The sequence below is a fragment of the Oryzihumus sp. JJN4-3R genome (genome assembly GCF_057747915.1).
Genome location: NZ_CM173229.1, coordinates 3273817 through 3295428 on the forward strand (window position 1 = coordinate 3273817; position 21612 = coordinate 3295428).

Here is a 21612-nt window from a genome sequence, read left to right on the forward strand (position 1 = left end):
CGGCATACCGTAGTCGTCGCGGTGGCCACCGCGTGAGTGGTTCGCGGACTAGAACTTGCGCGTCAGCAGGGCGCGCTTGACCTCCTGGATCGCCTGCGTGACCTGGATGCCACGCGGGCAGGCGTCCGTGCAGTTGAAGGTCGTGCGGCAGCGCCACACGCCCTCCTTGTCGTTGAGGATCTCCAGGCGCTGCTCGGCGGCCTCGTCGCGGCTGTCGAAGATGAACCGGTGGGCGTTGACGATGGCGGCCGGGCCGAAGTACTGGCCGTCGGTCCAGAACACCGGGCAGCTGGTCGTGCAGGCCGCGCAGAGGATGCACTTGGTGGTGTCGTCGAACCGGTCCTTGTCGGCCTGGCTCTGCAGGCGCTCCTTGGTCGGCTCGTTGCCACCCGTCACGAGGAACGGCATGACCTCGCGGTAGGCGTCGAAGAACGGCTCCATGTCGACGATGAGGTCCTTCTCCACGGGAAGGCCCTTGATCGGCTCGACGGTGATCGGCTTGTCCGGGTTGACGTCCTTGATGAGCGTCTTGCAGGCGAGCCGGTTCTTGCCGTTGATGCGCATGGCGTCGGACCCGCAGACACCGTGGGCGCAGGAGCGGCGGAAGCTCAGCGAGCCGTCCTGCTCCCACTTGATCTGGTGCAGCGCGTCGAGGACGCGGTCCGTGGCGTGGGCGAGGACCTGGTAGTCCTCGTAGTGCGCCTCGGTGTCGACCTCGGGGTTGAACCGCTGGATGCGCAGCGTGACGGTGAAGGACGGGATCTCACCGGCGGGGGCGGTGGTGCCCTCGGTCTTCTCGGCGACAGCAGTCATCAGTACTTACGCTCCATCGGCTGGTAGCGGGTCACGGTCACCGGCTTGTAGTCGATCCGGACCTCGGTGGCGAAGGTGGGCGCACCCTCGGCGCCGGGGGTGATCGGCGCACGGTAGGCCATGGTGTGACGCATGAAGTTCACGTCGTCGCGGGTCTCGTAGTCCTCGCGGAAGTGACCGCCGCGGGACTCCTTGCGGGCCAGCGCGCCGAGGGTGATGACCTCGGCCAGCTCGATGAGGAAGCCGAGCTCGACGGCCTCGAGCAGGTCGGTGTTGTAGCGCTTGCCCTTGTCCTGGACGACGACGTTGGCGTAGCGCTCCTTGAGCTCCTCGATGACGCCGAGGGCCTCCTTCATCGAGGCCTCGGTGCGGAACACCTGGACGTTGCGGTCCATGGTCTCCTGCAGCGCCTTGCGCAGGTCGGCCACACGCTCGCCGGTGCCCCGGGCGCGGATCGCCTCGATCATCGAGGTGGTGTGCAGCTCCGGCGCCTCGGGCAGCTCGACCCACGGGGCGGTCGAGGCGAACTCGGCGGCGGCGATGCCGGCGCGGCGCCCGAAGACGTTGATGTCCAGCAGCGAGTTGGTGCCCAGGCGGTTGGCGCCGTGGACGCTGACGCAGGCGACCTCACCCGCGGCATACAGGCCGGGCACGACGTCGTCGTTGTTGCGCAGGACCTCGGCCTCGACGTTGGTCGGCACGCCACCCATCGCGTAGTGCGCGGTCGGGTAGACCGGCACCGGCTCGGTGTAGGGCTCGACGCCGAGGTAGGTCCGGGCGAACTCGGTGATGTCCGGGAGCTTGGCGTCGATGACGGCCGGCTCGAGGTGGGTCAGGTCGAGGAGGACGTAGTCCTTGTTCGGGCCACAGCCGCGGCCCTCGCGCACCTCGTTGGCCATCGCGCGGGCGACCATGTCGCGCGGCGCGAGGTCCTTGATGGTTGGGGCGTAGCGCTCCATGAAGCGCTCGCCCTCGCTGTTGCGCAGGATGCCGCCCTCGCCGCGCGCGGCCTCGGAGAGCAGGATGCCCAGGCCGGCGAGGCCTGTCGGGTGGAACTGGAAGAACTCCATGTCCTCCAGGGGCAGGCCCCGGCGGAACGCCACGCCCATGCCGTCACCGGTCAGGGTGTGGGCGTTGGAGGTGGTCTTGAAGACCTTGCCGGTGCCGCCTGTGGCGAAGATGACGGCCTTGGCCTGGAAGACGTGGATCTCGCCGGAGGCCAGCTCGTAGGCCACGACGCCGGCGGTGCGCTGCTCGCCGTCGACCTCGGTCATGATCAGGTCGAGCACGTAGAACTCGTTGTAGAACTCCACGCCCTGCTTGACGCAGTTCTGGTAGAGCGTCTGCAGGATCATGTGACCCGTGCGGTCGGCGGCGTAGCAGGAGCGGCGGACCGCGGCCTCACCGTGGTTGCGGGTGTGGCCACCGAAGCGGCGCTGGTCGATGCGACCCTCGGGGGTGCGGTTGAACGGCAGGCCCATCTTCTCGAGGTCGATGACCGCGTCGATGGCCTCCTTGCACATGATCTCCGCCGCGTCCTGGTCGACGAGGTAGTCGCCGCCCTTGACGGTGTCGAAGGTGTGCCACTCCCAGTTGTCCTCCTCGACGTTGGCGAGGGCGGCGCACATGCCGCCCTGGGCAGCGCCGGTGTGGGACCGGGTGGGGTAGAGCTTGGTCAGCACCGCCGTGCGCACGCGCGAGGAGGACTCGAGCGCGGCGCGCATCCCGGCGCCACCGGCGCCGACGATGACGACGTCGTACTTGTGGGTCTGCATCAGTTGTCCTTACTTGGCGCAGAAGCTGGGCAGGTCACCGGCGCTCGCGCCCGTCGGGCACGGGTCGAAGGTGAAGATGACGAGCGTGCCGAGCACGAGGACGACCACGGCGCTGAAGATCAGCAGGGTCTTGAGGACCAGCCGGGTCGAGTCCTTCTCGGTGTAGTCGTTGATGACGGTGCGGACGCCGTTGACGCCGTGGATCTCGGCCAGCCACAGCATGAGCAGGTCCCAGACCTGCCAGAACGGGCTGGACCACTTGCCGCCGACGAAGGCGAAGTCGATCGCCTTGATGCCCTGGCCCATGACCAGGTTGACGAACAGGTGGCCGAGGACGAGGACCAGCAGCAGCACGCCGGAGCCGCGCATGAAGATCCAGGACCACAGCTCGAAGTTGCCGCGGCCGCGCAGGCGGCGCTTGTACGGCGAGCGCTTGGTCAGCTCGGTCAGCTTGGGACCGCGGTCGGTCGGGGTTGCAGTGCTCACGATGCCCAGCCCTTTCAGCCGAAGACGTGGGACAGGTGCCGGATCGCGAACGGCACGAAGAGGACGACCCAGATGGCGATGACGGCCCAGAACATCTGGCGCTGCACCTTCGGGCCCCGGGACCAGAAGTCCACGAGGATCACGCGGATCCCGTTGAAGGCGTGGAAGAGCACCGCGGCCACGAGGCCGAGCTCACCGAGCCCGACGATCGGGTTCTTGTAGGTGCCGATGACCGAGTTGTAGGCCTCGGGGGAGACCCGGACCAGAGCGGTGTCGAGCACGTGGGCGAAGAGGAAGAAGAAGATCAGCACGCCGCTGATGCGGTGCGCCACCCACGACCACATGCCTTCACGGCCGCGATACAACGTCCCGGATGCTGCCTGGGGCACGATGCGTCCCTTTCACGCGAGGAAGCTGGGACGACCGCCGTCGTCGTGCGCGCGTGGGCAGGGGACGGCTCCGTCCGGATCGCCCCAATGTTAGTGAGAGCCCGGAGCCCCCGAGTTCCCGGGTGCCGTGGTTGTGAGGAACCAGACACCTCAGGCGACCGCGGTGCGGGCGCGGCCGGCGACGGAGGCGTAGTGCCCGAGCAGCTGCTCGACCAGCACCGGCCAGGACCGCGAGACCACCCGCTCGTATGCCGTGTGCCCGAGCTCCGCCCGCAGCCGCTCCCCGTGCGCGGGGTCGGCCAGGGCCTCGCCGCAGGAGCGCAGGGCGCCGGGCTGGTCGGGGTCGAAGAGGAGGCCGGTGCGCCCGGGCTCGACGAGGTCCAGCGGGCCGCCCCTGGCCGGGGCCACGACCGGCAGCCCGGTGGCGGCGGCCTCCTGCAGGGTCTGGCCGAAGGTCTCCCGGGTGCCGGTGTGGACGAAGACGTCGAGGGCGGCGTAGGCGCGGGCCAGCTCCTCGCCCTCGCGGCGGCCGAGGAAGACCGGGGGCCGGTTGGGCCGGCCCGGGGAGGTGGCGACCGCCTCGGCCAGCAGGGCCCCCGCCGGCTCTCGCGAGGGGCCGTCGCCGACGAGCACGAGCCGGGTGCCGGGGAGGGTGGCCAGCTCGGCCAGCCGGTGCAGCTCCTTCTCCGGGGCCAGGCGCCCGACGTAGCCCACGAGCAGCTCGCCCCCGGGCGCCAGGGTCCGGCGCAGCGCCCGGCACCGGGCGTCCTGGCGCCAGTCCGGGTGGAACAGGCCGGTGTCGACCCCACGGCCCCAGAGGGCGACCCGCGGGACGCCGTGGGCGTGCAGGTCGGCCACGGCGGCGGAGGACGGGGCCAGGGTCAGGTCGGCCTGGGCGTGCATCCGCCGGACCCAGCGCCAGGCGGCGCGCTCGGCGGCCCGTCCGGCCGGGCCCGGGCCGTGCTGGCGCAGGTAGCTGGGCACGTCGGTCTGGTAGACGGCCACGGCCGGCAGGCCGAGCCGGGAGGCCGCGGCGATCCCCCGGGCGCCCACGACGAAGGGGCTCGCGACGTGCACGACGTCGGGGGCGAAGCTCTCGAGCACGCCCTCGACCTCGCCGGTGGGCAGCCCGACCTGGAACTGGCGCACCGGGACGCTGGCGACGGTGTGGACGGGGAAGCCCGCGAAGGACGGGGGAGCGGGGTGCGGGGCGATGACCACCGCCTCGTGGCCGGCCCGGCGCAGGCACTCCAGCACCCGGCAGACGCTGGTGGTGACGCCGTTGAGCGTCGGCAGGAACGACTCGGTCACGATGGCGATCCGCACGCCTCCACGGTCGCGAGCGCAGGTGATCCCCGGGTGACGCCGCCGGGTGGGTCCGGTGACGAGGTGGTGACCGGCGGGCTCGCCGGTGCCGGTCGGCTAGGTTCTCCGCCATGACTTCCGAGGCCGGCTCCCCGACGATCGAGGGCCTGTACGCCGTGATCCCCGCCGGCGGTGCCGGCACCCGGCTGTGGCCGCTGTCGCGGGCGTCGTCGCCGAAGTTCCTGCACGACCTGACCGGCTCCGGCCGCTCGCTGCTGCAGGCGACCTGGGACCGGCTGGCGCCGTTGTGCGGCACCAACATCGTGGTCGTCACCGGGGTCGCCCACCGCGACGCGGTGTCCGCCCAGCTGCCTGACCTGCCGTATGACGCGCTGCTCGCCGAGCCGTCCCCGCGGGACTCCGCCGCCGCGATCGGCCTGGCCGCCGCGGTGCTCGAGCGCCGCGACCCCGACGCCGTCATCGCCTCCTTCGCCGCCGACCACGTGATCACCGGTGAGGACCGGTTCGCCGCCTGTGTCGCCGAGGCGGTGGCGACCGCCCGCGAGGGCTGGGTCGTGACGATCGGCATCGAGCCGACCCACCCGGCGACCGGGTTCGGCTACATCCAGGCCGGGGAACCGCTCACCGTCGAGGGGGCGCCGCGAGCCCTGTCGGTGCGCTCGTTCGTCGAGAAGCCCGACGAGGCGACGGCCACGGCCTACCTCGCCACCGGGGAGTACCGCTGGAACGCGGGCATGTTCGTCATGCGGGCGTCGGTGATGCTGGACCTGCTCGCCGGCTACCAGCCCTCGCTGGCCGCCGGCCTGCGGGCGATCGCGGCCGACCCGTCCCGGCTGGCCGACATCTGGCCGACCCTGACCAGGATCGCGATCGACCACGCCCTGGCCGAGCCGGCCGCGCGCGACGGCCGCGTCGCGGTCGTCCCCGGCGACTTCGGCTGGGACGACGTGGGCGACTTCGCCTCCCTGGCCGGCCTCCTGCCCAGCGCCGGCGACGACCTCAAGGTCCTGGGGACGGATGTGGACGACGTGCTGCTGCGCGACGCCTCGGGCCTGGTCGTCTCCGGGACCGGGCGCACGGTCGCGGTCCTGGGGCTCCACGACGTCGTCGTGGTCGACACCCCGGATGCGCTGCTCGTGACCACGCGGGGCCGCGCGCAGGAGGTCAAGGCGCTGGTGGACCGGCTCAAGGAGTCCGGCCGCACCGACCTGACCTGACCCCAGCCCCGAGGAGCCCGCGATGCCCGCCGCCATCACCTGCCTGCCGATCGGGCTCGTCGTGGGTGGCCGGGTGCGGTGGAGGACGACGACTGGGGCGGTGTCGAGGCGGTGATCCGCCTGGACCCCGGGCAGTTCGGTCCCGAGGCGCTGGCAGGTCTGGCCGACTTCTCCCACCTGGAGGTCGTCTTCCACTTCGACCGGGTGCCGCTGGACAAGGTCGAGACCGGGGCGCGTCACCCGAGGGGCGCCAGGACTGGCCGTTGGTCGGGATCTTCGCCCAGCGTGGCAAGAACCGGCCGAACGGCTGGGCGTCTCCCGCTGCCGGATCGTGGCCGTCGAGGGCCTCGAGGTGACCGTGCGGGGGCTGGACGCGGTCGCGGGGACGCCGGTGCTGGACCTCAAGCCGTGGATGGAAGAGTTCGCCCCGAGCGGTCCGACCACCCAGCCGCAGTGGCCGAGCGAGCTGATGGCCGGTTACTACTGAGCCTGTCTGGGTAGGTACTTCCTGGGGCCGATGCCGGCCCGGACCGGGAGGTGTGATGCGACCACGCGTGCAGCGCGTCCTCGTCGTCGTGCCTGCCCGCGACGAGGAGCGGGTGCTCGGTGCCTGCCTCAGCGGGCTCGACCGGGCCCGTCACCACGTGAGCGTGCCGGTCGAGATCTGGGTCGTCCTGGACAGCTGCACCGACCGCAGCGCGGAGGTGGTCGCCCAGCGTGCCGGGGTCCGCTCGGTGGCGGTCGACGGCAGGTGTGTCGGCCAGGCCAGGGACGTCGGCGTCCGCCACGCCCTCGGCCCTGCCGGGGCGGTCGACCTCACCACGACCTGGCTGGCCCACACCGACGCCGACTCGGTCGTCCCGGAGCACTGGCTCGCCCACCAGCTCGACCTGGCCGACCGCGGCGCGGACCTCGTCCTCGGGACGGTGGCGCCTCGGGGAGGGGCCGCCGCGCCCGCGACCCTTGCCGCGTGGCATGACGCCTACGCGGGCCGGCTGCACGCCGACGGTGGTCACGGTCACGTCCACGGGGCCAACCTGGGCATCCGGGCCTCCACCTACGAGGCCGTGGGCGGCTTCCCGCACGTCCGTGCCCACGAGGACCGGGCGCTGGCCCGGCGGGTCGCCGCCTCGCCGGGCACGGTGAGCCTGGCGACGATCGGTGCGCCGGTCCTGACCAGCGACCGGCTGCTCGGGAGGGCCCCCAGCGGGGTGAGTCACGACCTGTGGCGTCTGGAGACAGCACTGCCGACCACCGGCACCGAGCCATTGCCAACGGAGGAGCGAGGATGAGCGGGCCGATCGATACGGCGGGTGCGGCAGCAGGCGAGGTGCGGCTGGGCAGCGAGGCCGTGGAGGCCCTGGCCTGCGAGGCTGCCGGACGTGCGCGCGGCGGCAGCCTCGACGACCACCTCGCCCTGGCTGCCGAGCTGGGGGAGCGCGTGCCGCTGCCCGGGGGTGGCCGGACCCGGCAGCGTTGGGAGCTGCTCGCCGGCGTGGCAGCGCTGGACCTGACGGCGGCCCGCGTCCTCGAGGCGCACCTGGACGCCCTGGCGATCCTCGCCGAGGCCGGGCTCTCCTCCCTCGCCGGACCAGGCTCGACCTGGGGCGTCTTCGCCGCCGAGGGCCCGGGAGTCCGGCTGGACGCCATGGACCCGCCCGGCACCGGCTGGGTGGTCACCGGGACCAAGCCCTGGTGCTCCCTGGCCGGGCGACTGACCCACGCGCTCGTGACGGCGCACGTGAGCGGCGGCCGCCGCCTGTTCGCCGTGCCGCTGCAGCACCCGGGCGTCAGCGTCGAGCCCGATGCCTGGCAGGCCCGCGGGCTCGTCGACGTGCCCAGCGGACCGGTGCACTTCAGGCGGGTGCCTGCCCAGCCGGTCGGCGACACCGACTGGTACCTCGTCCGTCCCGGCTTCGCGCACGGGGGTATCGGGGTGGCCGCGTGCTGGTACGGCGGAGCCGTGGGCCTGGCCCGTGGGCTCGCCCGCGGCCTGGACGCCCGTCCGCCGGACCAGCTGGCGTTCTGGCACGTCGGGCAGGTCGACCTGGCTCTGGGAGCCGCCCGGCAGGCCCTCGCGAGCGCCGCGGTCGAGGTCGACGCCGGCCGCGCCGAGGGCGCGGAGGGCGAGCTGCTGGCGCTGCGCGCCCGCTCGACGGTCGCCGCAGCCGCGGAGACCACCATCGCGACGAGCGGCCACGCCATGGGCCCGGCACCGCTGACGCTCGACGCGGACCACGCGGCCCGGGTTGCCGACCTCACCGTCTACCTGCGCCAGCACCACGCCGAGCGCGACGTGGCGCGCCTGGGCGAGATGGCCCATGCCCGCGGGCGTTTCGCGTGGTGACCTTCCGCCACGACCTGCCAGGCACGGATGAGCGGGCCTGGCGCGCCTGGGGCCGGCTCGACCTCGTGCCGCTGCTGGACTGGCGCGGCATCAGCCAGGTGGTCGTCGTCGCCGCGCACCCGGACGACGAGTCGCTCGGCGCCGGCGGCCTCATCGCGGAGGCGGCGCGCCGGGGGCTGCCGGTGGACGTGGTCGTCGCGACCCTGGGGGAGGCCTCCCACCCAAGGTCCCCCACCGTGACACCCGAACGGTTGGCGCGGTGGCGCGCTGAGGAGGTGGGGGAAGCGGTCCGGCAGCTCGCGCCACAGGCGCGCACGCATCTCCTCCAGCTGCCGGACGGGCAGCTGGCCGACCACGTCGTCGCGGTGCGGGACGCCGTGGCGGCGTTGGCCTCGTCTGGCTGCTGGGTCCTCGCCCCGTGGTCGGGGGACGGACACCCCGACCACAGCGCCGCGGCAGTGGGGGCCGCGGCTGCGGCGTCCGAGGTCGGGGCGACCTCGCTGGAGTACCCCGTGTGGGCATGGCACTGGGCGACGCCGGCGGACCCGCGCGTGCCCTGGGGGCAGATGGTGCGCCAGCCCCTGGATGCCGAGGTGCGTGGCCGCAAGCGCACGGCGCTGGCCAAGCATCGTTCGCAGACCGAGCCGCTGTCGGACCAGCCCGGGGACGAGGTGCTGCTCGCGCCGGGCTTCGTCGCCCACTTCGACCGTCCGCACGAGCTGTTCATCGCGGCGTCCGCGCCGGGGCGCAGCCTCGGGCCGGCGTTCTTCGACGACTTCTACGGTGACCACGGTCCGGACCCGTGGGGCTACACCGACCGCTGGTACGAGGAGCGCAAGCGGGCGGTCACCCTGGCCTGCCTGCCGCGGCGGACGTTCCGCCGAGCCGTGGAGGTCGGCTGCTCGGTCGGGGTCCTGACCGCCGAGCTGGCAGCGCGGTGCGACAGCCTCCTCGCGGTGGACCTGGCCCCAGCCGCTGTCGCCGAGGCGCGCCGCCGCACCGCTGGCATGCCCGGCGTCGAGGTGCGGCGGGTGCAGACGCCGACGGAGTGGCCCGAGGGCTCGTTCGACCTCATCGTCCTCTCGGAGGTGGGCTACTACCTGGACGCCGAGGGTGTGGAGCGGCTGGTGGACCGGTGCCTGACGTCGTTGACCCAGGACGGCGTCCTGCTGCTGTGCCACTGGCGACACCCCGTGGCGGACTACCCGCTGCGTGGCGACGAGGTGCACCGGCTCGCCCTGACCCGGGCAGACCTGGCACCGCTGGTCAGGCACGAGGAGGAGGACTTCCTCCTCGACGTGCTGGTGCGCCCGCCGGCGAGGAGCGTCGCCCGCGCCAGCGGCCTGCTGCCCAGCTGAGTGGGGACGCAGGCGCCCGTGGGCGGGTCGCTAGGGTCACGGCCATGGACCCGGCGCGCACGGCAGTGATGGACCTCGGCTACCGCCACCTGCTCCGGCCGGCGCTGTTCCGGATCGGCGGGGGTGACGCCGAGGCCGCCCACCACGCGACCCTCGACGCGGTGCAGCGCCTCGGCGAGCACCCCGCCGCGCTCCAGGCGGTGCGCCTGCTCACCGGGGGCGAGCGCCGCCCGCGCACCGTCGCCGGCATCACCTTCCCCGGGGTGGTCGGCCTCGCCGCGGGCGTCGACAAGAACGGTGTCGGGGTCAAGGCATGGGGCTCGATGGGCTTCAGCCACGCCGAGCTCGGCACCGTCACGGCGCACGCCCAGCCCGGCAACCCCACGCCGCGCCTTTTCCGGCTCAAGGCATCCCACGGGATCGTCAACCGGATGGGCTTCAACAACGAGGGGGCTGCGGCGCTCGCGGCGCGGCTGCGCGCGGCCGGGCCGGCCGGCATACCGGTGGGGGTGTCCCTGGGCAAGACCAAGGTGACCCCGCTGGACGAGGCCACCGAGGACTACCTGACCTCGCTGCGGCTGCTGGACGGGCTGGCCGACTACGTCGCGGTCAACGTCTCCAGCCCCAACACCCCCGGGTTGCGCTCGCTGCAGGACGCCGGGCCGTTGCGCGAGCTGCTCGGCGCGATCGTCGCGGAGGCGGCCACGCTCGCCGCCGCCCGCGGGACCGCGCCGACCCCCGTCTTCGTCAAGGTCGCCCCCGACCTGACCGACAGCGCCATCGACGAGGCGCTGCAGGTGTGCACCGACACCGGGGTGAAGGCGGTCATCGCCACCAACACCACGCTCAGCCGTGACCACGTCGCGCTGCGCGACGTCCGGCTGGCACAGGAGGCCGGCGGCCTGTCAGGCGCCCCGCTCACCGCCCGCGCCCGCGAGGTCGTCGGCTACATCACCCGGCACACCGACCTGCCGGTCATCGGGGTCGGCGGCATCATGACCGCGGCCGACGGCGCCGCCATGCTCGACGCCGGCGCGAGCCTGCTGCAGATCTACTCCGGCTACATCTACGCCGGCCCGGCGCTGGTCGCCGCGCTCAACGAGATGGACGCCCGGCGCGGCTGAGGCCGCGTGAGATCGGCCACCGGAGGTTCGGCCGCGGGCCGCTGAACACTAGGCTCACGCCCATGGCAGAGACCCCGTCCGCGCGCACCGAGTCCGACCTCCCGATCGCCCCGGTCTACGACCAGGCCGACCTCGAGGGCTTCGACCCGGAGAGCAAGCTCGGCGCGCCGGGGCAGTACCCGTTCACCCGCGGCGTCTACCCGACGATGTACACCGGCAAGCCGTGGACGATGCGCCAGTACGCCGGCTTCGGCACCGCCAAGGAGTCCAACGAGCGCTACCACCAGCTGGTCAGCGCCGGCACCGGCGGCCTCTCGGTGGCCTTCGACCTGCCGACCCAGATGGGCTACGACTCCGACGAGGCCATCGCCCACGGCGAGGTCGGCAAGGTCGGCGTGGCGATCGACTCGATCGACGACATGCGCACCCTCTTCCACGACCTGCCGCTGGACAAGGTCAGCACGTCGATGACGATCAACGCCCCCGCCTCGACGCTGCTGCTGATGTACCAGCTGGTCGCGGCCGAGCAGGGCATCGCCGGCAGCCAGCTGACCGGCACGATCCAGAACGACGTGCTCAAGGAATACATCGCTCGCGGGACCTACATCTACCCGCCGAAGGAGTCGCTGCGCCTGATCAGCGACATCTTCGCCTACTGCCACAGCGAGATCCCGCGCTGGAACACGATCTCCATCTCCGGCTACCACATGGCCGAGGCCGGGGCCACGCCCGCGCAGGAGATCGCCTTCACCCTGGCCAACGCCAAGGAGTACGTCCGCACCGCGATCGCCGCCGGCCTCGACGTCGACGACTTCGCCCCGCGCCTGTCCTTCTTCTTCGTCGCCCGCACCACGCTGCTGGAGGAGGTCGCCAAGTTCCGTGCGGCCCGCCGCATCTGGGCTCGGATCATGAAGGAGGAGTTCGGCGCCAAGAACCCCAAGTCGATGATGTTGCGCTTCCACACCCAGACCGCGGGCGTGCAGCTGACGGCGCAGCAGCCCGAGGTCAACCTCGTGCGCGTCGCCCTCCAGGGCCTCGGGGCGGTGCTCGGCGGCACGCAGTCCCTGCACACCAACTCGTATGACGAGGCCATCGCCCTGCCCACCCAGAAGGCGGCGCGGCTCGCCCTGCGCACGCAGCAGGTCATCGCGTTCGAGACCGACGTGACCAAGACGGTCGACCCGTTCGCCGGCAGCTACGTCGTGGAGTCGATGACCGACGACCTCGAGGGCGCGGCACTGGAGCTGATCCAGGCCGTGGAGGACAAGGGCGGCGCCGTGGCGGCGATCGAGCAGGGCTTCCAGAAGTCCGAGATCGAGCGGTCGGCCTACCGCGTGGCCCTGGAGATCGACCACCAGGAGCGCACCGTCGTCGGCGTCAACAAGTACACCCTCGACGAGGAGGAGCCCTACGAGCCGCTGCGGGTCGACCCGCAGATCGAGGCCGACCAGTGCGAGCGGCTCGCGACCCTGCGCAAGGAGCGCGACAACGACGCCGTCGCCCGCGCCCTCGACGCGGTGCGCGAGGCCGGCCAGGGCAGCGACAACGTGCTCTTCCCGATGCGCGAGGCGCTCAAGCTGCGCGCCACCGGCGGCGAGGTCAGCCACGCGCTGCGTGACGTGTGGGGCCTCTACGTCCCGCGCGAGACCTTCTGAGAGGGCCGGGCCCGATGGGGGAGGTCGAGATCCGTCGCGCCACCGCGGCGGACGTGCCTGCCGTCGTCGCGATGCTGGCCGACGACGTCCTCGGGGCCGGGCGCGAGCAGCCCGGCGACCCGGCATACCTGCGGGCGTTCGAGGCGATCGCGGCCGACCCGCACCAGTGGCTCATGGTCGCCGACGCGGACGGCGAGGTCGTCGGGACCTTGCAGCTGACCGTCATCCCCGGGCTGTCGCACCGCGGCACGACCCGCGCCCAGGTCGAGGCGGTGCGCGTGGCGGCGAGCCAGCGGGGCAACGGCCTGGGCACCCGGCTGCTCGAATGGGCGGTCGGCCAGTCCCGCGAGCTCGGCTGCGGCGTGCTGCAGCTGACCTCCAACGCCTCGCGCGCCGACGCGCGCCGGTTCTACGAACGGCTCGGCTTCGAGGCGAGCCACACCGGCTTCAAGCTCGCCCTGAACCCGCCCCGCTAGGCTGGCCACCCTTGTGAGCCACTCTCCCGTCCACGACCAGGTCACCGCCGCCGTCACGCGCCTTGGCGGTGACCTCGTCGCGCTGCGCCGGGACCTGCACGCCCACCCCGAGCTGTCCGGCAAGGAGACACGCACGACCTCGGTCGTGGCCGAGTTGCTGTCCCGGGCCGGGCTGCGGGTGCGGCCCCTGGCCGGCACCGGGCTGGTGGCCGACCTCGGACCGGTCGACGCGGCATACCGGGTGGCGCTGCGCGCCGACCTCGACGCACTGCCGCTCAACGAGGTGACCGGGCTGCCCTGGGCCTCGCGTACCGACGGGGTCAGCCACGCCTGCGGACACGACGTGCACGTGGCCGCCGTCGTCGGGTCGGGCCTGGTCCTCAAGGGGCTGGAGCGCCAGCTCGAGGCGCGCGGGCTGGGGGTGCGCCTGCTGTTCCAGCCCGCCGAGGAGGTCATGCCCGGCGGGGCCCACGACGTGGTGGCCCAAGGCGGCCTCGACAGGGTGGACCGGGTGCTGGGGATCCACTGCGACCCGACCATCGACGTGGGCCAGATCGGCCTGCTGGAGGGCCCGATCACCGCGGCGGCCGACTCGGTCACCGTGACCCTCTCCGGCCGAGGCGGGCACACCTCCCGGCCGCACCTGACCCAGGACCTCACCTACGCCCTGGGCAAGGTCCTCACCGACGTGCCGGCCGTGCTCTCCCGGCGGGTCGACCCGCGGGCCGGTGTGGCGCTGGTGTGGGGCTCGGTGCACGCCGGGGTCGCCCAGAACGTCATCCCCTCCACCGGCACGGTCAGCGGCACCCTGCGCATGCTCGACGCGACGGTCTGGGAGGAGGTCGGCCCGCTCATCGAGGAGACGGTGCACGCCGTGGTCTCCCCGTATGGCGTGGTCGCCCACCTCGACCATGTGCGCGGCGTGCCGCCGCTGGTCAACGACGGCCCCTCGATCGCGGCCCTGGAGTCGGCGGCGCTGGCGGTCATCGGCCCCGACGCCGTCACCGGGACCCGGCAGTCCCTGGGCGGGGAGGACTTCGCGTGGTACCTGCAGACGGTGCCCGGCGCGATGGCCCGGCTCGGCACCCGCACCCCCGGCGGCCCTACCTACGACCTGCACCAGGGCGACCTGGTCGTCGACGAGGGCGCGATCGGGGTGGGTGCGGCGGTGCTCGCCGGAGCGGCGCTGGTGTCGCCGCTGGTCAGGGGCCGGGGCGGCGCCGGACCCACGACGTAACAGTTGGGACACCGGCTCACGGAGTTGGCAGACACCGCCGGTGACGTGGGGATAGAGTCGCCGCGAATCGCCCCTCGGGGCGTGACCGGCTCCGCCGGGGGCCGGACGGGCGAGACACCAAACGCCCGTGCTCCCGGGAGCAGACCCCACAGTCCCTATGAAGGAGTTCCCGTGCGTCGGGTGATCAAGGTCGCGGCCGCCATGTCGGTCGCAGCGGTGGCTCTGGCCGCCTGCGGCAACAGCACGAACACGTCGAGCGGCGGCGCGTCGAGCTCGAGCGGCGCCGCGAAGGTCAAGATCGGCATGGCCTACGACGTGGGTGGCCGTGGTGACCAGTCGTTCAACGACGCCGCCGCTGCCGGCCTGGACAAGGCCAAGAAGGACCTGGGGGTTGACGCCAAGGAGGCCGAGGCCACCCAGGGTGAGCCCGAGTCGGCCCGCGAGGAGCGCCTCCAGCAGCTGATCGACGCCGGCTACAACAACATCGTCGCCGTCGGCTTCGCCTACGCCCCGGCTGTGGCCAAGATCGCCAAGGCCAACCCGGACACCAAGTTCGCGATCGTTGACTCGACGGACGCCAAGGGCTCCAACATCGAGAACCTCACCTTCGCCGAGCAGCAGGGCTCCTACCTCGTCGGTGCGGCCGCCGCGCTGAAGTCCAAGACGGGCAACATCGGCTTCGTCGGTGGCGTCAACGTCGACCTGATCAAGAAGTTCGAGGCGGGCTACGTCGCCGGCGCCAAGGCGGTCAACCCGAACATCAAGGTCCAGGTCAAGTACCTCTCGCAGCCGCCGGACTTCTCCGGCTTCGGCGACCCGGCGAAGGGCAAGACCGCGGCCGAGGGCATGTACCAGAACGGCGCCGACGTGGTCTACCACGCGGCCGGTGGCTCCGGTGGTGGTGTCTTCTCCGCCGCCAAGGCTGCGGGCAAGCTGGCCATCGGTGTCGACTCCGACCAGGCCCTCACCGCCCCGGCTGACGTCAAGAGCGTCATCCTCACCTCGATGATCAAGAAGGTGGACGTCGCCGTCTACTCCTTCATCACCGACGTGAAGAACAACAAGTTCCAGTCCGGCGAGAAGGTCTTCGACCTCAAGGCCGGCGGCGTCGACTACTCCACCACCGGTGGCCTGGTCGATGACATCAAGGCCAAGCTGGACGCCTACAAGCAGCAGATCATCGACGGCAAGATCGTGGTTCCCACCAAGCCGTGACCCCAGTGGGTTGACGCGGGGCCCGGGCTGGCGCGGTAGCGTGCCACCCGGGCCTTTGCGTTGCTCAGGCCAGCAGGACGCTCGCAACGAGGCGAGCCAGATCGAGGAGTGTGCACCATCACCGACTCCGCCACTGTGCAGGTCGGCACCGGGAGTTCCCAGACCCCGGCCGTAGAGCTCCGGGGCATCACCAAACGCTTCCCGGGTGTTGTCGCCAACAAGGACATCGAGATCACCGTCCGTCGCGGCACCGTCCACGCCATCGTCGGCGAGAACGGTGCGGGCAAGTCGACGTTGATGAAGATCCTCTACGGGGTCCAACGGCCCGACGAGGGGACGATCACGGTCAACGGGCGGGAGGTGCAACTGCACAGCCCGTCCGATGCGATCGGGGCGGGAATCGGGATGGTGTTCCAGCACTTCATGCTCGCCGACAACCTCACCGTCCTGGAGAACGTCGTCCTCGGCGCCGAGAAGCTCCACGGCATCGGCGACAGGGCGCGAGCCGAGATCGAGCGGATCTCGAGCGACTACGGCCTCGACGTGCACCCCGACGACATGGTCTTCGACCTCGGCGTCGGCAAGCGCCAGCGTGTGGAGATCCTCAAGGTCCTCTACCGCGGCGCCAAGACCCTGATCCTCGACGAGCCGACCGCGGTCCTGGTGCCCCAGGAGGTCGACGAGCTGTTCGACAACCTGCGCGAGCTCAAGTCCGAGGGCCTGACGGTCATCTTCATCTCGCACAAGCTCGACGAGGTGCTCTCGGTCGCCGATGAGATCACCGTCATCCGCCGCGGAACCACCGTGGCCACGGTCGACCCCAAGTCGGTCACCGCACGCCAGCTGGCCGAGCTCATGGTTGGCTCCGAGCTGCCGACGCCCAGCACCGAGGAGTCCACGGTCACCGACCGTGCGGTCCTCACCATCACCGGGCTGTCCATGCCCGGGGCGGGGGAGCGCCCGGTGCTCGACGACGTGTCTCTGACCATCCACGCCGGAGAGGTGCTCGGCATCGCCGGCGTCGAGGGCAACGGCCAGGCCGAGCTCGTCGAGGCCATCATGGGCATGCGCGAGCCGAGCGCGGGCAGGATCGAGCTCGAGGGCAAGGACATCACCGAGTGGGACGTCCGCGAGATCCGTGAGGCCGGCGTCGGCTACATCCCCGAGGACCGGCACCGGCACGCCCTGCTGCTGGACGCCCCGCTGTGGGAGAACCGCATGCTCGGCCACCAGACCGAGGACCCCAACGTCAAGGGCCCGTGGGTCGACGCCAAGGGCGCCAAGACCGACACCGAGCGCATCGTGCGCGAATACGACGTGCGCACCCCGTCGATCTTCGTCACCGCCGCGTCGCTGTCCGGTGGCAACCAGCAGAAGCTGATCATCGGGCGCGAGATGAGCCACCATCCGCGGGTGCTCATCGCCGCCCACCCCACCCGCGGCGTCGACGTCGGCGCCCAGGCGGCGATCTGGGACCACATCCGGGACGCCCGCCGCGAGGGCCTGGCGGTCCTGCTGATCTCCGCTGACCTCGACGAGCTGATCGGCCTGTCTGACACCATCCGCGTCATCCTGCGCGGCCAGCTGTCGGGGGAGTTCGACCCCGACAACGTCACCGCCGAGGACCTGGGCGCGGCGATGACCGGCGCCGGGGCGCGCCATACCGAGCCCGCGACGGAAGGTGAGCCCCGATGAAGGCCCTCGACCTGCGAAAGGTGGGGCTGGCCGTGGCCGCCCCCGTGCTGGCGATCCTCGTGGCGTTCGTCGTGACGTCCATCGTGCTGCTGCTGGCCAAGGACCCGGTGGGTGCCGTGTGGACGCAGCTGCTCACCCCGCCGAAGCCGCGCCTGGTGGTCGCGATCATCAACAGCGCCGCCGTCTACTACCTCTCGGCCATCGCCGTGGCGGTGGGCTTCAAGATGAACCTGTTCAACATCGGCGTCGACGGGCAGTACCGCGTGGCGGCGTTCGCCGCGGCGGTCTTCGCGGGCCAGGGTTACCTCCCGGGGCCGCTCAACATCCTCGTCTCGTTGGTGATCGCCATGGTCGCCGGTGCGTTCTGGGCGGGCATCGCCGGTTGGCTCAAGGTCACCCGCGGTGTCTCCGAGGTCATCTCGACGATCATGCTCAACGCGATCGCGACGGCGCTGGTGTCCTTCCTGCTGGGCAAGGTCGCCAAGTCGACCTCCGGCAGCAACGTCACCAACACCAAGACGATCCCGGCCGACTCCCAGCTGGGGGGCTTCGCGCTGATCCCGGGCACGCCGAACACGATCTACACTTTGATCCTGGTCTCGATCCTCATCGGCGTCCTCTACTGGCTGGTGCTCAACAAGACCCGCTTCGGCTACGACCTGCGCGCCACCGGCCGCTCCGAGTCGGCGGCAGTCGCCAGCGGGGTCAACGTCAAGCGCATGGTCCTGACGGCGATGCTCATCTCGGGCGCCATCGCGGGCCTGGTCGGCATGCCGCTGCTGTTCGGCCAGGACTTCTCCTACGGCACGACGTTCCAGCCGGGGCTGGGCTTCGCCGGCATCGCCATCGCCCTGCTGGGTCGCAACAACCCGGTCGGGGTGGCCTTCGGCGCGCTGCTGTGGTCCTACCTCGAGCAGCAGAGCAACGGCCTGCAGATCACCGCGGGCGTCAGCTCGCAGATCGTCTTCATCATCCAGGGCGTCATCGTCCTCGCCGTCGTCATCGCCTACGAGGTGGTGCGGCGCACCGGCCTGCGCATGGAGCAGCGTCGGGTTGCCCGCGAGCTGTCGGCAAGTACCGGCGCCCCGACCCCCGAAGGAGCCCCGGCATGAGCGCGGCCGGACTGAACGTCGCCTCCGAGGTCCTGCCGGAGACGGCTCCCAAGGGCACTCGCCGGCGGCTGAGCGCGCCCACGGTGGTGGGCCTGTTCCTGGCCGCGGTGGCGGTCATCTCGATCCTGCGCGTGGTCACCGGCGCCAACGACCTGGCGTCCTCCGGTGCGCTGGCCGCGGCGATCGGACTGGCCGTACCGATCGGCATGGCCGGACTGGGTGGCCTGTGGAGCGAGCGCGCCGGCGTGGTCAACATCGGCCTCGAGGGCATGATGATCCTCGGCACCTGGGGTGCCGGCTTCTTCGGCTGGCACTGGGGCCCGTGGGCAGGACTGTTCGGCGCCGTGCTGATGGGCGTGGTCGGTGGCGCGATCCACGCGCTGGCCACGGTCGTGTTCGGCGTCGACCACATCGTCTCCGGCGTGGCGGTCAACATCATCGGCCTCGGCGTGGCCAAGTACCTCGCCGCGCGCGTCTTCACCGGTGCCGCGGGCGGTGGCCCGACCCAGTCCCCGCCGGTGAAGGACCTGCCCTCCATCACGGTCCCGGGGGTGTCCTCGGGCCTGGGCACGCTGGAGCAGAAGCACATCTTCTTCGTCTCCGACCTCTCCGGCGTGGTGCGCTCGGTCATCACCGACCTGTCCGTGGTGACGATCATCGCGGTCCTGCTCGTCGTCGCGACCTGGTGGATCCTCTGGAGGACGGCCTTCGGCCTGCGCCTGCGCTCGTGCGGTGAGAGCCCGGTGGCCGCCGAGACCCTCGGCGTCAACGTCTACCGCTACAAGTTCGTCGCCGTGCTCATCTCCGGTGGCCTGGCCGGCCTCGGTGGCGGCTACCTCGCCCTCGTGGCGGCCAACATCTACCGCGATGGGCAGACCGGTGGGCGCGGTTACATCGGTCTCGCCGCGATGATCTTCGGCAACTGGCGACCCGGCGGCCTGGTCAGCGGCGCCGCGCTCTTCGGCTACACCGACGCGGTGCAGCTGCGTGGTGGCGGCACCACCGTCCACGCGATGCTGCTGCTGCTCGCGGTGCTGATCGCCGCGGTCGGGGTCTGGCAGATCTGGCGCAAGCACGCCGTGGTCCAGGGCATCATCGCCCTGGGGACCGCCGCCGTCGTCGCGCTGTGGTTCGTCCTGTCCAGCACTGTGCCCGACGAGATCACCGGCATGACGCCCTACGTCGCCACCCTGCTGGTGCTCGCCTTCGCCTCGCAGCGACTGCGTATGCCGGCCGCGGACGGGCAGCCGTACCGCAAGGGCAGCGCGGGCTGAGGATGAGCGACATCGACTGGGAGGCGTTGCGCGCCAAGGCCATCGAGGCCATGGAGCACGCCTACGCCCCGTACTCGACGTTCCGCGTCGGGGTGGCCGGCCTCGTGGACGACGGCCGCGTGGTCGTCGGCTGCAACGTCGAGAACGCCGCCTACGGCGTCGGCCTGTGCGCCGAGTGCGGCATGGTCTCCCAGCTGCACCTGACCGGCGGCGGGCGGCTCGTGGCGGTGTCCTGCGTCAACGGCGCCGGCGAGGCGCTGATGCCGTGCGGGCGCTGTCGGCAGCTGCTGTGGGAGAACGGCGGGCCGGAGTGCCTCGTGCAGACGCCGCACGGGGTCCGGCCGATGGTCGAGATCCTGCCGGACGCGTTCGGCGCGGAGTCGCTCGGCCGCTGAGCCGCGACAACGACAGCGGGCCCGACCTCCCCTCGGGGAGGTCGGGCCCGCTGCGTCATCCCGGGCCGAGCGGGCGTATGCCGGGTGGCCGGGTCAGGCGCCCACCTTGCGGGAGGCCCGCCACCGGGCCAGCTTGCCCTCGCGCTCGGCGACCTCGGCGGCCGAGGCGATGTTGCGCTGCATGCCACCGAAGACGATGCCGTGGAAGGGGAAGACCGACCACCAGTACAGGTGCCCGGGCAGGCCGTGCGGGTGGAACAGCGCCCGCTGGCGGAAGATCGTGCGCCCGTGGTCGTCGACGTCGGCGACCAGCTCCAGCCAGGCGAGGCCGGGCAGGCGCATCTCGGCCCGCAGCCGCAGCAGGGACAGGTCCTCGATCTCCTCGACCCGCCACCAGTCCAGGGCGTCGCCGACGCGCAGGTCGTAAGGGTCGCGCCGGCCGCGGCGCAGGCCCGGGCCGCCGAAGAGCCGGTCCATCAGCCCGCGGGCGGCCCAGCCCAGCTTCCACGAGTACCACCCGTTCGCCCCGCCGATGCCCTCGATCACCGCCCACAGGGACTCGCGCGAGGCCTCGACGATCGACTCCCGCTCGTCGACGTAGAGCGATCCGCCGGCCCAGTCCGGGTCGCTGGGCAGCGGGCTGCTCGGGGCACCGACCGCCGCCGCGGAGGTCCAGCGGGTGGAGACGTCCAGGTCGCGCACCTTGGCCAGGGCCAGCTCGACGGCCCGGTCGAAGCCGATGAGGCCCTCCGGCGGGTCCGGGACGAAGGCCTTGATGTCGTCCTCCTTGCAGACCACCTCGTGGATGAGGGAGTCCACCAGGGGCCGGGCGATGCTGCTCGGCACCGGCGTGATGAGCCCGACCCAGTGGCTGGACAGCGAGGGCGTGAGCAGCGGCACCGTCTGGATCCGCCGCGGGGACAACCCGGCCACCCGCGCATACCGCTGCATCATGTCGCGGTAGGTGAGCACGTCCGGGCCGCCGACGTCGAAGCCCCGGTTGACGTCCGCCGGCATGTCGGCGGACCCGACGAGGTAGCGCAGCACGTCCCGCACGGCGATCGGCTGGATCCGGGTGTTGAGCCACTTCGGGGTGATCATCACCGGCAGCCGCTCGGTGAGGTAGCGCAGCATCTCGAAGGACGCCGAGCCCGAGCCGAGGATCACCGCGGCGCGCAGCACCGTCGTGGGCACGCCGCTGGCGAGCAGGATCTCGCCGACCTCGCGCCGGGAGTCCAGGTGCGGGGAGAGCTCCTCGCCCTCGGGGTAGAGCCCGCCGAGGTAGACGATGCGCCCCACCTTCGCCTCGCGCGCCGCCACCGCGAACGTCCGCGCCGTATGCCGGTCGCGCGACTCGAAGCGCCGACCCGTGCCGAGCGCGTGGATCAGGTAGTAGGCCACGTCCACCCCGGTGAGCGCTTCCCGCAGCTGCCCGGGGTCGGACGCGTCGGCCTGCACGACCTCGACCTGGCTGCGCCACTCCCGGTCCCGCAGCACCTCCGGGTGGCGGGCCATGGCCCGGACGCGGTAGCCCGCTGCGAGCAGCTCCGGCACCAGCCGGCCGCCGATGTAGCCGGTGACCCCCGTGACGAGGACGAGGGGGGCGCTGTCGGTCGTTCCCTTCGCGTCAGTCATGTCCCACAGTCTGCGTGACCGCGCGCCGCCGTGCCTAACGCCGGCCGCACCGCAGGCCTACGCCCGAAGCGAAAGGGTGACGA

General features: G+C 72.1%; 20 protein-coding genes. 14 read left to right on the plus strand and 6 right to left on the minus strand.

The genetic code is table 11. The annotated features are described in order from the left end of the window. Positions 1 to 48: 48 nt before the first annotated feature. The 5 genes from AC3ANM_RS15685 to AC3ANM_RS15705 all read right to left on the minus strand — a co-directional run bounded on the left by AC3ANM_RS15685 (position 49) and on the right by AC3ANM_RS15705 (position 4789). Positions 49 to 813: a succinate dehydrogenase iron-sulfur subunit gene (locus AC3ANM_RS15685; protein ID WP_488285349.1), complete on the minus strand. Its 765-nt coding sequence runs from the start codon at positions 811 to 813 to the stop codon at positions 49 to 51. Beyond that, positions 813 to 2588, minus strand: coding sequence for a succinate dehydrogenase flavoprotein subunit (gene sdhA, locus AC3ANM_RS15690; protein ID WP_488285350.1), 1776 nt, complete (start codon positions 2586 to 2588; stop codon positions 813 to 815). The genes AC3ANM_RS15685 and sdhA overlap by 1 nt, the downstream gene beginning before the upstream one ends. 9 nt (positions 2589 to 2597) lie before the next feature. After that, positions 2598 to 3038, minus strand: a complete 441-nt coding sequence (gene sdhD, locus AC3ANM_RS15695; protein WP_488287964.1) for a succinate dehydrogenase, hydrophobic membrane anchor protein — start codon at positions 3036 to 3038, stop codon at positions 2598 to 2600. Positions 3039 to 3088: 50 nt separating this feature from the next. Beyond that, positions 3089 to 3463, minus strand: a complete 375-nt coding sequence (gene sdhC / locus AC3ANM_RS15700; RefSeq protein WP_141787286.1) for a succinate dehydrogenase, cytochrome b556 subunit — start codon at positions 3461 to 3463, stop codon at positions 3089 to 3091. 150 nt (positions 3464 to 3613) lie between these two features. After that, positions 3614 to 4789 carry a glycosyltransferase family 4 protein gene (locus tag AC3ANM_RS15705; protein WP_488285351.1) on the minus strand — a complete coding sequence of 392 codons (1176 nt, stop codon included), beginning with the start codon at positions 4787 to 4789 and terminating at the stop codon, positions 3614 to 3616. 110 nt (positions 4790 to 4899) lie between these two features. Between AC3ANM_RS15705 and AC3ANM_RS15710 the strand changes: the two genes are divergently transcribed. The 14 genes from AC3ANM_RS15710 to AC3ANM_RS15775 all read left to right on the plus strand — a co-directional run bounded on the left by AC3ANM_RS15710 (position 4900) and on the right by AC3ANM_RS15775 (position 19894). Continuing rightward, positions 4900 to 6006 carry a mannose-1-phosphate guanylyltransferase gene (locus AC3ANM_RS15710; protein ID WP_488285352.1) on the plus strand — a complete coding sequence of 369 codons (1107 nt, stop codon included), beginning with the start codon at positions 4900 to 4902 and terminating at the stop codon, positions 6004 to 6006. 307 nt (positions 6007 to 6313) lie between these two features. Next, the gene (locus AC3ANM_RS15715; RefSeq protein ID WP_488287965.1) at positions 6314 to 6493 is read left to right on the plus strand and encodes a TrmO family methyltransferase domain-containing protein; all 180 of its coding nucleotides are present in this window, start codon (positions 6314 to 6316) and stop codon (positions 6491 to 6493) included. Positions 6494 to 6548: 55 nt separating this feature from the next. Continuing rightward, entirely contained in the window at positions 6549 to 7298 is a 750-nt protein-coding gene (locus tag AC3ANM_RS15720) for a glycosyltransferase family 2 protein (RefSeq protein ID WP_488285353.1), read from the plus strand. After that, positions 7295 to 8353, plus strand: coding sequence for an acyl-CoA dehydrogenase family protein (locus AC3ANM_RS15725; protein ID WP_488285354.1), 1059 nt, complete (start codon positions 7295 to 7297; stop codon positions 8351 to 8353). The genes AC3ANM_RS15720 and AC3ANM_RS15725 overlap by 4 nt, the downstream gene beginning before the upstream one ends. After that, positions 8350 to 9711 carry a PIG-L family deacetylase gene (locus AC3ANM_RS15730; protein WP_488285355.1) on the plus strand — a complete coding sequence of 454 codons (1362 nt, stop codon included), beginning with the start codon at positions 8350 to 8352 and terminating at the stop codon, positions 9709 to 9711. Before AC3ANM_RS15725 ends, AC3ANM_RS15730 begins: the two co-directional genes overlap by 4 nt. Positions 9712 to 9755: 44 nt before the next feature. Then, positions 9756 to 10835 (plus strand): quinone-dependent dihydroorotate dehydrogenase, encoded by a 1080-nt coding sequence (locus tag AC3ANM_RS15735; protein ID WP_488285356.1) that lies wholly within the window; start codon positions 9756 to 9758, stop codon positions 10833 to 10835. Between the two features lie 62 nt (positions 10836 to 10897). Then, on the plus strand, positions 10898 to 12490 hold the full coding sequence (locus tag AC3ANM_RS15740; RefSeq protein ID WP_488285357.1) for an acyl-CoA mutase large subunit family protein: 1593 nt from the start codon (positions 10898 to 10900) through the stop codon (positions 12488 to 12490). 14 nt (positions 12491 to 12504) lie between these two features. After that, a complete protein-coding gene (locus tag AC3ANM_RS15745; RefSeq protein WP_488285358.1) occupies positions 12505 to 12966 on the plus strand; it encodes a GNAT family N-acetyltransferase in 462 nt (153 codons plus the stop codon). A gap of 13 nt (positions 12967 to 12979) precedes the next feature. Next, positions 12980 to 14203 carry an amidohydrolase gene (locus AC3ANM_RS15750; protein ID WP_488285359.1) on the plus strand — a complete coding sequence of 408 codons (1224 nt, stop codon included), beginning with the start codon at positions 12980 to 12982 and terminating at the stop codon, positions 14201 to 14203. A gap of 171 nt (positions 14204 to 14374) precedes the next feature. Next, positions 14375 to 15418, plus strand: coding sequence for a BMP family lipoprotein (locus tag AC3ANM_RS15755; RefSeq protein ID WP_488285360.1), 1044 nt, complete (start codon positions 14375 to 14377; stop codon positions 15416 to 15418). Positions 15419 to 15526: 108 nt separating this feature from the next. Then, positions 15527 to 17113 (plus strand): ABC transporter ATP-binding protein, encoded by a 1587-nt coding sequence (locus AC3ANM_RS15760; RefSeq protein ID WP_488285361.1) that lies wholly within the window; start codon positions 15527 to 15529, stop codon positions 17111 to 17113. Further along, on the plus strand, positions 17110 to 18225 hold the full coding sequence (locus AC3ANM_RS15765) for an ABC transporter permease (RefSeq protein WP_488285362.1): 1116 nt from the start codon (positions 17110 to 17112) through the stop codon (positions 18223 to 18225). The genes AC3ANM_RS15760 and AC3ANM_RS15765 overlap by 4 nt, the downstream gene beginning before the upstream one ends. Continuing rightward, entirely contained in the window at positions 18222 to 19499 is a 1278-nt protein-coding gene (locus AC3ANM_RS15770) for an ABC transporter permease (protein ID WP_488285363.1), read from the plus strand. The genes AC3ANM_RS15765 and AC3ANM_RS15770 overlap by 4 nt, the downstream gene beginning before the upstream one ends. Before the next feature lie 2 nt (positions 19500 to 19501). Then, positions 19502 to 19894 carry a cytidine deaminase gene (locus AC3ANM_RS15775; protein ID WP_488285364.1) on the plus strand — a complete coding sequence of 131 codons (393 nt, stop codon included), beginning with the start codon at positions 19502 to 19504 and terminating at the stop codon, positions 19892 to 19894. 93 nt (positions 19895 to 19987) lie between these two features. Here AC3ANM_RS15775 and AC3ANM_RS15780 read toward each other — a convergent pair whose 3' ends face one another. Then, positions 19988 to 21529: an SDR family oxidoreductase gene (locus tag AC3ANM_RS15780; RefSeq protein ID WP_488285365.1), complete on the minus strand. Its 1542-nt coding sequence runs from the start codon at positions 21527 to 21529 to the stop codon at positions 19988 to 19990. Between the last annotated feature and the right edge of the window lie 83 nt (positions 21530 to 21612).

Excerpts from the sequence above, each read along its gene's own strand:
- AC3ANM_RS15685 (WP_488285349.1), bottom strand. The coding sequence starts at position 813 with ATGACTGCTGTCGCCGAGAAGACCGAGGGCACCACCGCCCCCGCCGGT.
- sdhA (WP_488285350.1), bottom strand. The coding sequence starts at position 2,588 with ATGCAGACCCACAAGTACGACGTCGTCATCGTCGGCGCCGGTGGCGCC.
- AC3ANM_RS15710 (WP_488285352.1), top strand. The coding sequence starts at position 4,900 with ATGACTTCCGAGGCCGGCTCCCCGACGATCGAGGGCCTGTACGCCGTG.
- AC3ANM_RS15720 (WP_488285353.1), top strand. The coding sequence starts at position 6,549 with ATGCGACCACGCGTGCAGCGCGTCCTCGTCGTCGTGCCTGCCCGCGAC.
- AC3ANM_RS15725 (WP_488285354.1), top strand. The coding sequence starts at position 7,295 with ATGAGCGGGCCGATCGATACGGCGGGTGCGGCAGCAGGCGAGGTGCGG.
- AC3ANM_RS15735 (WP_488285356.1), top strand. The coding sequence starts at position 9,756 with ATGGACCCGGCGCGCACGGCAGTGATGGACCTCGGCTACCGCCACCTG.
- AC3ANM_RS15740 (WP_488285357.1), top strand. The coding sequence starts at position 10,898 with ATGGCAGAGACCCCGTCCGCGCGCACCGAGTCCGACCTCCCGATCGCC.
- AC3ANM_RS15745 (WP_488285358.1), top strand. The coding sequence starts at position 12,505 with ATGGGGGAGGTCGAGATCCGTCGCGCCACCGCGGCGGACGTGCCTGCC.
- AC3ANM_RS15765 (WP_488285362.1), top strand. The coding sequence starts at position 17,110 with ATGAAGGCCCTCGACCTGCGAAAGGTGGGGCTGGCCGTGGCCGCCCCC.
- AC3ANM_RS15770 (WP_488285363.1), top strand. The coding sequence starts at position 18,222 with ATGAGCGCGGCCGGACTGAACGTCGCCTCCGAGGTCCTGCCGGAGACG.
- AC3ANM_RS15775 (WP_488285364.1), top strand. The coding sequence starts at position 19,502 with ATGAGCGACATCGACTGGGAGGCGTTGCGCGCCAAGGCCATCGAGGCC.
- AC3ANM_RS15780 (WP_488285365.1), bottom strand. The coding sequence starts at position 21,529 with ATGACTGACGCGAAGGGAACGACCGACAGCGCCCCCCTCGTCCTCGTC.